The sequence below is a fragment of the Cellulomonas humilata genome, from assembly GCF_030814415.1.
Taxonomy (GTDB): domain Bacteria; phylum Actinomycetota; class Actinomycetes; order Actinomycetales; family Cellulomonadaceae; genus Cellulomonas; species Cellulomonas humilata_A.
The window spans coordinates 27426-41661 of record NZ_JAUSVB010000008.1; the positions used below are offsets into that span (position 1 = coordinate 27426).

A 14236-nucleotide genomic window follows, 5' to 3' on the forward strand; every position below is an offset into this window, starting at 1 on the left:
CGAGCATGCTCTCGATGGTGCGATCCGATCGGCGCCAGTCGCTAGGCATGTGCAGCAATCGACGTTGAGACGGGAAGTCTTGAGGCTCGTGCCACGATTCGGCGTCTCGATTCTCACGACCCCCGAACGCGCACGATCATCCCCACTCCTCTGGCATGTGAGGCCGCTGCCGTAACGGGTGCGCGCGCGGCGCCCTCCCGTGGCCATGGCTACCCGTCGCAGGAATCGTCGTCGCTGGCCTGTGCGTGCTTGGGTCGACCTCGCCATGCCGACGCCGGTCGGCGGGACGACGAACGGCGTCTGCCAAGAGTGCGGCGAGCGGTTCGCCTCGCGACGCCGCGACGCGGCGTTCTGCTCCCGCGCGTGCCAGTCCCAGTCTTGGCGACGACGGAGCGGTCTCCGCCGGTGCGCGATGTGTCGCCGCCATCTGGCGGCTCACATGCGTCCGTCGGCGCGGTACTGCTCGGACGCGTGCCGCCAACGGGCCGCCCGTGCCCGGGCTGCAGCTGCGCGCGACGAAAGCCTCGGCGGTGGCGAGTCGTGATGAGCATGTGCGTCCGCTACGGCGGCGACTCGTACACCTACCTCGTCGACTCGGTCGCCAAGGACCACGGCCGCGCAGAACCGGGTTCACCCATGACGCGGTACTACTCCGCGCACGGGACGCCGCCTGGAACGTGGCTGGGCACCGGTCTGCAAGGGCTGCAAGGGGGGCACGGATTGGCGGTCGGATCCTTCGCGACGCCCGTCCAGATGGAGCGCATCTTCGGTCACGGCGAGGACCCGACAACCGCCATGGCGCTCGGCCGCTCGCCGCACGTGTACGGCACCGAGGACGCTCGACGAACTGTTGCCGGCTTCGACTGCACATTCACCGTGCCGAAGTCCGTCAGTGTTTTGTGGGCTCTCGGCGACTCTCAGACTCGCGAGGCGATCTACGACTGCCATCGCCGGGCGGTCGATGACGTAATCGCGCTGATCGAGCGCGACGCGGCCAAGACGAGGCTGGGCACCGACGGTGTTGCCCAGGTCGACGTTCGCGGCGTGATCGCCGCGGCATTCGACCACTGGGACTCGCGCGAGAACGACCCCAACCTGCACACCCATGTCGTCCTCGCGAACCGCGTCCAGGGGCCCGACGGCGTGTGGCGCACCCTCGACTCGCGAGCCATCCACAAGGCGGCGGTGGCGCTGTCCGAGCGGTACGACGTCCTGCTCGCCGACCGCGTCTCGGCGACGCTCGGACTGGACTGGGAGTTCCGGGAGCGAGGTCCCGGACGCAATCCCGCCTACGAGCTCGCCGCCGTCCCACGGTCGCTGACCGAGGCGTTCTCGCGGAGATCGGCTGCCATCGATGCCGAGACCGACAGGCTTGTCGACGAATGGGCTGCCGAGCATGGCCGACGCCCCGGCCCCGCGACGATCCTCAGGCTTCGGCAGCGTGCCACGCTAACAACCCGCGACGCCAAGACCGTTCACTCGCTCGAGGAGCTCACGGAGACCTGGCGTACCCGAGCAGCGGCCATTCTCGGCGTCGACGCAGTGGCGTGGGCGACGGGGGTCCGCGCCAACGCAACCCCCGAGCCGAGCCCATCGGCATTCGATATCGCCGAGGTTGCCGAGGCCGTCGTCGCGGCGCTCACCGCCAAGCGAGCCACGTGGACGGCGTGGAACATCGACGCCGAGACATCTCGCGCGTTCAAGACCTACCGCTTCGCCAGTGCCGACGAGCGCGACGCAGCCACGGACGCGGTCGTCGCCGAGGCAATCCGTCGATCGGTGGGGTTGACCCCTGCACCCCTCGCCCCGTCCCCGCCCGCGCTGCAGCGAGCCGACGGAGCGACTGCGTTCCGCGCCTACCGCACCGAGCGCTACACCTCCCAGCGACTCCTGGACGCCGAGGCGCGGCTCCTCGCTGGCGGCCGAGACCTATCCGGCCCTGCCCTGTCACCCAGCCTTGTCGTGCCAGCTGACCTCTTCGACGACCAGTGTGCCGCCGTAGCGGCAATCGCCACGTCCGGCCGAGTCGTCGACGTGCTTGTAGGTCCGGCCGGTTCCGGCAAGACGCGCACCCTGGCGGCGCTTCGGGCCGCCTGGGAAGGCGAACACGGGCAGGCATCGGTCGTCGGGCTTGCGCCGTCCGCCGCCGCGGCTGACGTGCTCGCGCAGAGCCTCGACCTGTTGTGCGAGAACACGGCCAAGTGGCTCGTCGAGCACGACGCCGAGCCCGATCGTCTCCGTCGCATCGAACGTGCCCGCGCTGCTCTGCACGCCACCACCGACCCGACGACGATCCGCACGCTCACCAAGCATCTGGCCCGGCTCTCCGATGACGTCGAGCGCTTCCGGTTTCACCCCGGCCAGCTCGTCGTGCTCGACGAGGCGTCACTGGCCGGAACCCTCGCGCTCGACGTCATCGCAGCCTGCGCCGGGGAGGCGGGCGCCAAGCTCGTGCTGGTCGGCGACTGGGCCCAGCTCTCCGCGATCGACGCCGGCGGCGCGTTCGGCCTACTGACACGCGACCGCGGCCCCGACGTGCCCGAGCTCGGCGCCGCCCGCCGCTTCGCCGAGCCGTGGGAGCGCGACGCGTCGACTCGACTGCGCGTAGGCGACGTCTCCTCCCTCGACGACTACGCCGCCCACGGGCGTATCCAGGAGGGCGACCACGGCGACATGGTCGAAACGGCCTACACGGCATGGTCCGCCGACGAGAACGCTGGCCAGACGTCGCTACTCATCGCCGGCGACCGGGACACCGTGCACACCCTCAACGAACGGGCCCACACCGAGCGCCTACTCGCCGGCCGTGTTGCACCTGTCGGCACGGCGTTGCACGGCGGGCTGCATGCGGGCGTCGGGGATCGCGTCGTCACTCGACGTAACGACCGTCGGCTCGTCGTCGGCACCGGATGGGTCAAGAACGGCGACATCTGGACGGTCACCGGCCGTCGCGACAACGGCGCCCTGAAGGTCCGACGCGCGGGCGGCGGCCCTCAGGTCGTGCTACCGGCGGACTACGTCGCCGCTCACGTCGAGCTCGGCTACGCCACCACCGCGTTCCGTGCCCAGGGAGCCACCGTCGACACCGCCCACGCGCTCGTGACCGGGCCATCGATGACCCGAGAGGTCCTGTACGTGGCGATGACGCGGGCGCGAGAGGCCAACCGGGTTTACGTGTGCACCGACGCGAGGCCCGAGCCGCTGGCCGGGTTCGGCGAGTTCCGTGCGACCGGCCGCGAAGTACTGAGGTCCGTGCTCAGCCACGTCGGTGCGGCAACGTCCGCACACGAGACCCGGCAGAACGAAGCCGATGCCGCTGCCTCGATCCGGACCCTCGCCGCCGAGTACGAGTCGATCGCGCACGCTGCGGAGGCGCAAATCTGGCTCGCCGCCTTCGCTGACGCCGGATTGCACATCGACGCGGTGCGCGAAGTCGAGTCGTCGCCGGCGTTCGGCGCGCTGCTCACTGCCCTGCGCCGCACCGACGCACTCCGGCTACCCATCGAGGCGGCGCTGCCGATGCTGGTGACGCAGCTGGCGGCCGGTTCCCGTGACATGGGCGCCGTCCTTCACGAGCGAGTCGAGCAGTTCGCGGCGCACGCCGCGCAGGCGCCAGCGCCGGGCGCATTCGTTGCCGGGCTCCTGCCCGCGACTCAGCGTGCTGCGGACGCCGAGAGCGCGGCTGCGCTCGCTGCCCGCGCTCAGATGATCGAGGAGCGAGCTCGACTGCTCGTCGAACGAGCGGTCGCTGCCGGGGCGCCGTGGCTCGACGACCTGGTGCCGCCGACTTCGGAGCCTCCGCGCCGCGACGATTGGGCAGAGAGAGCTAAGACCGTGGCGGCCTACCGCGAGCGATACGGGATCAGCGATCAGCGATCGGCGCTCGGCCTCGAGATGCCGACCGACCTCCAGTGGGCTGCGGCCCGGTCTATCGCCGAGGCCGCGTTGGGCGAGGTGCGGGCGTCCGTTCACAGACCCGTTGCCCGAGGTCGTGGTCCACAGGTAGTCGTGGCTCTGGTGAACGAGCGTCAGACCCCGGCGGGACGGTGACGTCGTGGCCGGACTGATCCTGAGCGAACTCGGCCGCTGGGTTCGCGCGTTGGTCGGACCGTGCGTCGCTCTAGCGGCGCTCGCTGGCCTGGCGGTCGGAAGTATCGGCTCGCTGGCAGTCGCGCCCGAGCTGCACATTGCGGCGGTTCGGGCGTGGCAGACGGCCGACGTGCTGACGGCGTTGTGGCTCGTGTGGTGCGTTTGGCGGACTGGGCGACGGCCCGTGCTCGACCGGCGCGCGGCCAGCCACCTACAGGACCTCCGCGACCGCGCCGATGTCGCCGGATGGAGCCTCGTGTGTGTCGTGGAGTTGCGTGAAAGCTCGCCTGCCGGACAGCACATAGTCGCTACCGATGTGCGCACTGGCGTCGCGGAGGGCATCTGGCTCTCCGAGGTTTGCGCCCTCGTTGGCAGTTACGCGCTCATCCACCGGCACACAGCCGGGCTGGACCTGGTTGACGTCCTCCCGCCCACCGAGATGCTGGCGGCCCGACGCGACGAGGCCGTGCGCGCTCGTCGGCTCCGCCGGGCGTGGACGGTCTCGGTGCGGCGCCAACACCGTCGTCAGCGCCGCGCCGCCCGCGCCGTCGCGCGAGCGACCGAAGGGATGTTTCGGCGGCGCGGACGCGACCGCGCGGCAAGCTGATGTTCGGCGTCACGGGCTCGCTCGGAAGCAACCCGCTAGACCAGACGGGCTACCTCCACCGACACCCGGCGCCGCGGTCCCGATTTGCGCTCACGGAGGCTGCCATACTCACCCCATGGCATCGGGGTTAAGCGCAGCCCGACGCCGCAGTCGTTTGGTCGGGTCGGAGTAGCCATGCTCCGTGACCTTCAGAACCTTCAGGCGCACTACAGCACGGGCCAGGATTCGCTGCTCGATGACTTCTACGTGCCGTGCCTCAAGAACTCGAACCGTTATGACCGGGCGACGGGGTACTTCAGCAGCGCGCTCTACGCCGTTACGAGTGCCGCGTATTCTCAGTTCGTCACCGCCGGCGGAAGGATCCGCCTGATCACATCGCCTCAGCTCTCGTCTGAGGATGTGCGGGCTCTCGCAGAGGGCGCGGCTGCGAAGAGAGTCGGCGAGGACGCGCTGCGGTCTGAACTCGTCCTCCTGCTTGAGCGGCCTGAGACAGCTGCTCCGACGAGGCTGCTCGCGACCATGGTTGCGACTGGGGTTCTGGACCTACGCGTGGCGCTCCAACCGGGCGCTGGGATCTTCCACGACAAGGTTGGGATATTTCAAGACGACGAAGATCGACGAGTAGCGTTTATCGGATCGGCAAACGAGACCTTTAGTGGGTGGGGTGCGAACCACGAATCGATCGAAGTATTTGCAAGCTGGGAAGGGACCACGGACCTAGCTCGAGTACGGCGTCTCGCCGCCTATTTTGATCGATTGTGGGCCGGTGGGGAAGGTGAGATCGAGGTACTCAGCCTCACCGAAGAGATGCTCGATCTACTCCGCGAAAATGCGCACGACTCCGTTGAAGCCGCCTTGGCCGCAACAGCGCGGCGGGCCGCACCCAGCGTCGGCAAGAAGCAACTAATGGACTACCAAGCGAACGTCCTCGAGTCTTGGAAGTCCGCCGACCATCATGGAATAGTCTCGTTCGCGACTGGCGCCGGGAAGACCATCACTGCCATCGAAGGAATCCGTCGCTGGTCGGCAGGCGAGCAAGATGGTGCGACGCTCATCGTCGTCCCGAGCAAGGATCTGCACACGCAATGGGCTAGGGAGCTCCGGACGGAGCTCCCGGAGGCCAACCTGGTCCTTGCTGGCGCCGGCCACTCCGAGTGGCGCGGGGTTATCCGGTGGCTCCTTTCCGACCACGCCCAGGACGGACGACCTCGGATCGTGCTGGCCACTAACAAGACCTTCTCGTCACCGCAGTTTCAGGAGTCAATCGACTCTTCAAGGCCCGATCTCCTGCTAGTCGCCGACGAGCTGCACCGGACAGGCTCACCGTCTGTGCTGCGAGCGCTCCAGGCCGGACCGTTCAAGGCAACCTTGGGGCTCAGTGCTACGTACGCACGCCAGTTCGATGAGAGCGGCACGCAGAGCCTTCTCGAATTCTATGGCCCAGTTCTCGAGCCTGTGATCGGCCTCACTGAAGCGATCCTGCTCGGCCGCCTTGTGCCCTACGACTACTTCTTACACAAGACTTCGCTTGACGATCAAGAGCAAGAACAGTACGACAAGCTGACGATGGATATCAAGAAGGTCGCGGGCCGTGAAAGCGACACAAACGCGCCGGACTCTTATCTCCAAAAATTGCTCATCAAGAGAGCGCGCATCCTGAAGCAAGCGCGGGCCAAAGTTCCGGCCGCCCTAGCGGTGCTTCGAGCGGAGTTCCAGGAAGGCGATCGCTGGCTGGTATATTGCGATGACACGAATCAGCTTGGCGCCATGGTTGCTTCATGTCTCGAGCATGGCTTGCCAGCACTGGAGTATCACTCCGACATGACCTCCCGGCGCGACGATGTCATGGCCAGTTTTGGACGGCGAGGCGGCATCATTGTGGCAATCCGTTGCCTCGACGAGGGGATCGATATACCCGCCTGCGATAGAGCCTTGATTATTGCGAGCTCAACGGTCGAGCGCGAGTATATTCAACGGCGGGGTCGCGTCCTGCGCACAAGTGTTGACAAGTATTCGGCCGCCGTTCACGACATGCTGCTCGTCGACAGCGCCGGGGGAGTTTTGACTCGAGGGGAGGCGCTCCGTGCCCAAGAATTCGCTCGGCTCGCCCGCAACGATGCGCCGACCTTTGAACTCCAGCACATGCTCGCTCTGAGCCCAGATTTCGGAGCGGAGATCTCGGCAATGATGGAAGGTGAAGACGATGAATAGTGTGGATTCGGGTGAGCAAAAGGATCCAAAGGAGCGAGCGAAGGCGGTGCTCCTAAAAGTAGTGCACAGGAGCGATTTCCGACGTGACCATCCGACCATCTCGGCAGTCGTGACTGACGACATCGTCGAAGACGCCGTCGAGGCCGCATATCGAACACAGTTCGACGAGAGTCGAGCCCATTTTCGTCAGAAGATCGCGGCCTTAGGTGAGGTTGTGGCGCAGGAGTTTCGGCCGAAGGGCGAATAGAAATGAGTCTTGAGCTAGTCCGTCTGACCGTCCGAAACTTTGGGCCCTACTATGGGCAGAGCACCCTCGACTTTGCTGCAGCCGGCGACCGGCCGCTAACGCTAGTCTACGGAGAGAATACGCTCGGCAAGACGCAGATGTTTAACGCCTTGCGGTGGTCTCTTTACGGGACGTGGAATGGCGTTCGAGGATCCCTGCCGAATGCGACCGAGCTCGAAAGCCGCTTCAACCGGCGGGCCCATCGCGAGGGCGAAGACAGCATGAGCGTAACACTCCAGTTTACGGCGGACGAAAAGCGGTACGATCTGCACCGATCCGCATCTGGCTTTGTGGGCGGCGCTCCGAAGCAGGACGCTGACCTTCGGATTGACTCGGAAGCAATTGCCGGGAGTCGAATTCCGGCCGAGATCGGAAATCTCCTACATCCTCAGATTGCCGATTTCTTCTTGTTTGACGGCGAACTCCTTGAGCGATTCTTTGAGCGTTTGAGGTCGACGGATCAGCGGCGTGAGATCCGCAACTCGATCGATCGCGTTCTCGGCGTTCCGGCGCTCCAGCGTGCCTACGACGACATCGCTGAAATGACGACTGCAGCGAGTTTGGCAGCCGCCAAGTCGATGAAGGCAGGGAACGAACGCACTAAGGTCGAGGGCGACCTGAAGCGTTACGGTGACCAGTCCGCCAGCGTTCAGAAGGACCTTGAGGCGCTCCACGCGAAGCTCGGCGAGGTCAAACTGGACCATGTGGCGAAGTCGGACGAACTTCGCTCGGTTGAAGCTCTCAAGGAGGACGCCAAGCAGCTCGAACACCTTGAGGCAAGGCTCGCTGACCTCAAGAAGGACGATGAGGCAGGAAAGGTCGCGCTCCAGGCATTCCTAACGGACGGATGGTTCGCCGTAGCCGTCAAGGGGGTCTCCGAGGCGCTGGCTCGCGCCCGGACCGAGCTCGAGGTAGCAGAGCTACAACGAGATCAGCGCGACCGCCTACTGCAGCGGATCCGAACGCTCGAAGCTCGAATCCACGGTGGAAACTGCGAGACGTGTGGACAAGGCCTTCCAGCTCCCGACCCGGCCGTCTACGAGGAGCGTGAGACGGCGCGAGCCGAACTTGCGGCGCTCGGCGGCACGGTCGACGTACGGTCGATCATCGACCGAGAACGACAGTTGCAGCGAGTGCTTGATGAGCGGACAGTCAAGCTCTATCGGGAGCGTGTAAACAGCCTCCAAAGAGCCCGGTTGGCGCGGACGGAGACTCAGCGCGAAATCGATGACATTAACGGGCGCCTGGCGGAGCACAGCGCCCCGGCAATCCGCAGTCTGGCCGCGACCGTCGAGCAACTTCGGCGGGTGCAAGAGGATCTTGAGAACAAGATTGAGAAGCGAAGCGTTGATCTCCAGGTGTTTCAGGCGGAGCTGGGGAGGCTGGCTACGAGACTAAGTCGGCTGCCGTCAGTCGACCCAAAGCCAGCTGCGCTGAGCGCGTTCTATGGATACCTAGGCGATGCCTTCGAAAGCTCGATCCAGGAGTACCGAAACAATGTTCGTGAGGCCGTCGAACTTGACGTCACCGCCCAGTTCAAGCGGCTCATCCGCGACCCCTTGGCTTATGGGGACGTCAAGATCGGTGCTGACTTCGACATGCACCTCCTTGATCCGCATGGCCGTGAGCGGCAGACGAGCGAGGGTGGGAGGCAGCTCTTGGCGCTCGCGTTCATCGGTGCCCTGAAGCAAGTAGCCGTGCGCGGTGGACCAGTGATCCTCGACAGCCCGCTCGGCCGCCTAGACAAGGAGCACAGAGTCAACGTGCTCAGGACGTGGATCCCCCAACTCGGGTCTCAGGCGTCGCTCTTCGTGCAGTCTGGGGAACTTACCGAGCAGGAGGCGGCGAAAGTCGTTGGTGACATCGTCGGCGCCGAGTACCGCCTCGTTAGGCCCGACCACGATCCGGAGAACGTTGCGATCCAGCGTGTAGAGAGGGCATCGTGAGCGACGACAAGGTGCAGATCGGTCTCGGGCAAGAAGCCGACAACGCGCTCAAGAAACTTGTTGACGAAGGTGTCTTTCTTAACGAAGGTGTGGGCTATAAGTTCGGCGTTGCCTACGCACTTTCACAAGGAACGACGCCGGATAGCGTCGACATCGTCGGCAACAAGACGAAGTTTGCAGCGACCGGACTCGATCCGGATGGGCGTCTGTCCGTCCTCGTTTCAATCTTCCTTCCTGATATTGATCGCCCGTACTGGGCTGCCGAGAAACTTGCCGATTGGGGTGTGCGTGACCTAGCTCGCAGACTCGCCGCCCACGAGGATCTTGCCGAGATTATGGAGCAGGCAGTCCGGTAGAGGGCGTTTGTCCGTGCATGCGACGCCGCGGCGCGGCAACGAGCGGGCGCCGCAGTTCCCGTGCAGCCGTGTCGGTGCCCGTGCGTAGCCTTGGACCGGCGCGGCAGTCGTGCAGGGTGAGTTCGGCGCGGGTGTGTCGGCGGCTCGTGTTGCCGGCGCTCTGGCAGAATCCGCGTAGACGATAGAGGGGTAGGTATGTGTGGCGAGCTCTGAGGCCATCGACCGGGGAGGCGCCACCGCTGACGGTGGCGGCGCGTCTGCAGGCGCAACGACGGTCACTCTCGTACGGGTCGACCGGATTCGGCCGGAGGAAGGTCTTGGCCGCAAGAGGGATCGCGAAGGTCATCTCGAACTGCAACAATCCATTCGACAGTTTGGCGTTCTCACACCGATCACGGTTCGGCCTGCCGGCGATGACACCGACGATTATCTTCTTATCAAGGGTCAAGGTAGAACTCTCGCCTGTCGCATCCTCGGTCTGGATGAAATCCCGGCAATCGTCGTCGACGAGTCTTACGGCCAGGACGAGAAAGTTCGCCAGTTCCTGGTTGAGAATGTCGCGCGGCTCAGGATGCGCCCTGTGGACCGCGCCCTCCTGATTCGGAGGGCACGGGAAAACGGGGAGGAAACGACCGATATTGCGCGCCGCTTTGGCGTCGCGGCGACAACGGTTCGCCGGCTGCTCGCCCAACTCGAAGATGCATCGACGGCCGAAGTGGCTGCTCTACGCTCGGGTGAAATCAGCCTCTCCCTTCACGCTGTCATTGCCCGGCATGTCGACCCAGCGGATCGAGACGATGCGGTCATAGTTGTATCCGGTGCCGAGATCCGCACTAAGGAACTCGAGGCGATCTTTGTCGGACTCGGCTGGAGCGAGTTGTCAAATCTCGGTCTGAGGCAGCGAGCCCAACGCATGGCCCTGCTCAGCTGGGCATGCTATTCGATGTCGAACCTCCCCAATGGTTCTGTCAGGGAGCGCATTCGACGGCTCGCACTGCACTTTCCCGCTCAATTTGAAGACGATGGTGCGACGTTGGCGTTGGTGTCCCAGTGAAGATCATTGAGATCCGTCCCGATGAGCTCGAAGTTAGCTCTGACTTTTCCCGCTCTACCAGTACCCGCTCGTTCGAGGATCGGCTGCGCTCCTCTATTGAGGCGATTGGCCTGGCGGAGCCTCTTAAGGTGGTCAAGAAGCCCTCCGGCGGATACCTGGTGATCGATGGGATTCTGCGTCTCCAGGCTGTCAGAAACATTCGATCACGTGATCCCCAGAGGTTTTCCACAGTTCCCGCGTATCTCCTCGACTATTCCAGGCGGTTCGAAATCCGGTTTCAATCGGACATCTACCAAGATCTTTTGCCCAGCCAACTCGCGACGTTGGTAGAACACCTGCACAGGGCGGAGAGCGTGCGCAAGCTGGAGATCGCCAGGTTTATCGGCGTCTCACCAGCGACTCTTCGGAATTACACCGGTCTTTGGCGCCTCCTCGAGCGCGGTGGTCTCTTCGCAAAGATTGTTGAGCTGATGGACGTGGGTGTCTTTCCCGCATCCAACCCTTACGCATGGCTGCGCCTCACCGAGACTGGTCTCGAGCGGGCGATCCTGGTCCACTTTTCAAGCGGTCAGGAGCCTGAGGCGTGGATTGACGGTGCGGTTCGCGACGCGCGGCTCGGACAGGCCGCACGCTATCAGCTAAAGCACGTGGAATCGGTTACGGCGTCGTTGCCCGCAGATTGTTATCGCGTCGGCGAGGACGTGCGAGCGATCAAACGAGACTTGGGCCTGCGGCGGGCCGCGGACCGCGCAGACATGGAAGACCTTCGTGAGGTGCGAGGAAAGCTCATCGAGGTCTCTCGAAACACGCGCGAGCCGGTTCTTAGGGTCGCCGCAACAGCGCTGTCGGAGTACTTGTCATGAGCACGAGCCCCATTTGGTCGCAGGACGCGTATTTTGATTCTCCAGAGCCCGAATCGGTCGACGGCGGGACCACTTCGCATGGCGATCTTTGGCATACCGTGAGCTCTCGCTGGGGCCATGCAATGCACGCGATGTGCTCGTACTACGGCATGTTCCCTGCGAAGGTTGCCCACTACTTCATTCAGCGCTATTCCCTGCCTGGAGATCTCGTTGTCGACCCTTTTAGCGGTCGCGGGACGACAGCCCTCCAGGCGAGAATGGAAGGTCGGCGAGCGATCTGCAATGATTTGAGCCCCTTGGCGTTTGTGCTTTCGAGCGCGAAGGTTGCCCCACCGGGGTGGCGCGCGGTCAACGCCTACGTGGACGAACTAGAGCAGCAATTCAGGTTCTCTGCTTACGACGGCGTCGATGTGTCTGAAGACATTCGGATGCTGTATCACGACAACACACTGCGACAGCTTGTCTATTTGAGAGAGCGGCTGCTGAGCACACCGGTTGACCAGTGGTCGCCGAACGAGTTCATGGTTGGCGGCGCACTTGCGGGAATCATGCATGGTGGATGGCGGCGTGACGGGAGCTCGCAGTACCTAAGCATCAGCATGCCAAATACGTTCAGCATGTCGCCCTCCTACGTGGCGAAGTACATCGCGGAGAATGGCCTTCAGAAGCTAGACCAGGACGTGTTTGAGCGGCTGCGCGACAAGCTGGCGCGCCTCTACCTTGATGACTATGCGGGCGAGGGCGGCCAGACCTTCCACCAAGACGCAGTCGAACTGCTTATGGGGTCCAAAGGAACCCATGCCAACGCCGACCTCATCGTGACCTCGCCGCCATACCTAGGGGTCGTAAACTATGGCGCATCGAACTGGATCCGTCTCTGGCTTCTGGGTATAGACGGGGTTTCTCGGGATCAAGGCGCGGGCCGAAAGCGGCTCGATGCAGCTCTTGACCATAGCCACACGTACGCCACGTACCGAGACTTCATGCTGCGAACGCTTCACGGCGTCGAGCGCTCTCTGAAGCGCGATGGCGTCGCTGTTCTCGTGATCGGTGACGTTGCAGAGTCGGGAAAGCGACCAGTTCCGCTTGCCGCCAACTTGTGGGACGACGTGAAGTCGGAAACCAATCTTCGTTTGCTCGAGCTCGTTGAGGATGACCTACCAACGCAGAACAAGGTGAGCAGGATCTGGGGTGAAACCAAGGGGCAGGCGACGAATCGAGATTGTGCGTTGATCCTCACCCACGCTGATGGGGACCCGGACCTTAGTAGAACCGAGATTGATTGGTCCGAGCCGTACCGGGACGGCGGGCCCGATGCCGCGCACGATCGCCTCCGCCGCAACCGCGCAAGGTGATAGCGGGTGCCCCCCGAGACCGTCAAGGGGAGGCTGACAACGGCGCTGCTCGGCTTGCAGTCGTCTGCCTCAATCCGCCGAGCTCGAGCACCGGGAGCCGCACGCTTGGTGGTGTCCGGCGGCTCGCCGACGGTCTCGGGATCAACGACACCCTCACGGTCAACTTGCTTGACGTCCCATCGCAGTCGTTCGATGACTTTCCGACGGTAGGGGCTGACGAGCTACGTTGGCGCTCATCCCGCGAGCACCTCGCGTCTTCGCTTGAGATGCTCCGACCGGAGCGGGACGTTGTCGTCGCAGCGTGGGGGCTGTCAAAGTTCCGAGAGCCCTCACGGAGCCTGCTCAGCAGCCAGATTCGATGGCTGGTGCTTTTCCTTGACTCTGAGGGCTGGAGCCAGATGCATACGTTCGGCGGGCGGCCTCGGCACCCCTCCCGTTGGCACCAGTACGTAAGCGATAAGTACGGCAGGTTCTCTGAGTTTGAGCCGAGTGAGAGGTACGCTGCAGCCCTAACGAGTGGGCGACTCTCGGAGCTTCTTTGATCCGGATCGCTGTGTCGCCTGGGCCTCGAGCTATTCTTGAATTCGACTGTGAGTGAGTGTGAGGATGTCGACCCTTTCCGACCTCGTGGAGGCACTGGAACGCGATGGCGCTCCAGAGCGTGCCGAGCGGTCAAATTCGGTCTTGGCGAAGTACGACGAGGGTCAGAGCGCCTACGATCTTCTTTGGTGTTATTCCGTTGGGCACGTGTTTGTGCGTCCGGAGACGCGTGGTGTGAAGCCCTTTGACTGCGACCAGCATGGGGTCCCTAGAGGTGCCCCGCGGGCAGCTGCGGTGCTGCCGCCCCCTCCTTCGAGCCCCACCTCAGGAGCTTCTGTCGACGACTTAACGCATTCACCTCGGGCCGAAGGCGCTCGGCCCGCAGTCGACGGCGGCTACGCTTCGGTCCGCTTTGCACACGATGCGGTGACGGTCCCGGGAGACGTTCGTGAAGTCGTCAATGCCGTCGTAGCGGGTGTGCCGGCGCTCGCAGACACGGTTAGCTCAGCGGGTGGCGTGAATAGGCAGCTCCTTAAAGGAGCCATTGGCCCGATCCTGAGCGAGTTCGGTCTCAAACCGGGCAGCGGCCGAGGAAGCTTCGCAGCATGGGAGATCGACTACGTGAGTTCGGCTCGCGCGGTGACGGTAAGTGTCCAGACCGGTCGCGCCGCCGCAAACAACACCGCACTTCTGGCCCTGCTTGCGGCGGCCGCGCTTCCTGAGGTCGATTGGGCGGTAATTGTTCTCCCACACAAGTACAAGGGCGCGAATGCATTCGATGCGGTAGCAAATCAATTTCTAGCCTTGACGAGAGTGCGCGGAGTCTCTCTTTCCCTTCAGGGAGCATTTATTGTTGGTTTCTAGGGGGCTCGGACGTAAGGCTCGAGTCTGGTGGTTAAATCGCAAATGTACAACCGTTCTTAACCGGT

General features: G+C 63.9%; 11 protein-coding genes. All 11 read left to right on the plus strand.

The window, feature by feature from the left end; genetic code table 11:
* Window positions 1-543 precede the first annotated feature (543 nt).
* The 11 genes from mobF to J2X26_RS21485 all read left to right on the plus strand — a co-directional run bounded on the left by mobF (window position 544) and on the right by J2X26_RS21485 (window position 14171).
* A complete protein-coding gene (mobF, locus tag J2X26_RS21440; protein WP_307494750.1) occupies window positions 544-4050 on the plus strand; it encodes a MobF family relaxase in 3507 nt (1168 codons plus the stop codon).
* A gap of 4 nt (window positions 4051-4054) precedes the next feature.
* The gene (locus tag J2X26_RS21445; RefSeq protein WP_307494751.1) at window positions 4055-4696 is read left to right on the plus strand and encodes a hypothetical protein; all 642 of its coding nucleotides are present in this window, start codon (window positions 4055-4057) and stop codon (window positions 4694-4696) included.
* A 174-nt stretch (window positions 4697-4870) separates the two neighbouring features.
* Entirely contained in the window at window positions 4871-6907 is a 2037-nt protein-coding gene (locus tag J2X26_RS21450; protein WP_307494752.1) for a DEAD/DEAH box helicase family protein, read from the plus strand.
* The gene (locus J2X26_RS21455; RefSeq protein WP_307494753.1) at window positions 6891-7154 is read left to right on the plus strand and encodes a hypothetical protein; all 264 of its coding nucleotides are present in this window, start codon (window positions 6891-6893) and stop codon (window positions 7152-7154) included. Before J2X26_RS21450 ends, J2X26_RS21455 begins: the two co-directional genes overlap by 17 nt.
* 2 nt (window positions 7155-7156) lie before the next feature.
* Window positions 7157-9139: an AAA family ATPase gene (locus J2X26_RS21460; protein ID WP_307494754.1), complete on the plus strand. Its 1983-nt coding sequence runs from the start codon at window positions 7157-7159 to the stop codon at window positions 9137-9139.
* Window positions 9136-9495, plus strand: a complete 360-nt coding sequence (locus tag J2X26_RS21465; protein ID WP_307494755.1) for a hypothetical protein — start codon at window positions 9136-9138, stop codon at window positions 9493-9495. The genes J2X26_RS21460 and J2X26_RS21465 overlap by 4 nt, the downstream gene beginning before the upstream one ends.
* A 199-nt stretch (window positions 9496-9694) precedes the next feature.
* Entirely contained in the window at window positions 9695-10549 is an 855-nt protein-coding gene (locus J2X26_RS21470) for a ParB/RepB/Spo0J family partition protein (RefSeq protein ID WP_307494756.1), read from the plus strand.
* Window positions 10546-11412, plus strand: coding sequence for a ParB/RepB/Spo0J family partition protein (locus J2X26_RS21475; protein WP_307494757.1), 867 nt, complete (start codon window positions 10546-10548; stop codon window positions 11410-11412). The genes J2X26_RS21470 and J2X26_RS21475 overlap by 4 nt, the downstream gene beginning before the upstream one ends.
* Window positions 11409-12767, plus strand: coding sequence for a DNA methyltransferase (locus J2X26_RS21480; RefSeq protein WP_307494758.1), 1359 nt, complete (start codon window positions 11409-11411; stop codon window positions 12765-12767). Before J2X26_RS21475 ends, J2X26_RS21480 begins: the two co-directional genes overlap by 4 nt.
* Window positions 12764-13309: a DUF1643 domain-containing protein gene (locus J2X26_RS21700; RefSeq protein WP_368671712.1), complete on the plus strand. Its 546-nt coding sequence runs from the start codon at window positions 12764-12766 to the stop codon at window positions 13307-13309. The genes J2X26_RS21480 and J2X26_RS21700 overlap by 4 nt, the downstream gene beginning before the upstream one ends.
* Before the next feature lie 424 nt (window positions 13310-13733).
* Window positions 13734-14171 carry a hypothetical protein gene (locus J2X26_RS21485; RefSeq protein WP_307494759.1) on the plus strand — a complete coding sequence of 146 codons (438 nt, stop codon included), beginning with the start codon at window positions 13734-13736 and terminating at the stop codon, window positions 14169-14171.
* Window positions 14172-14236: the final 65 nt, after the last annotated feature.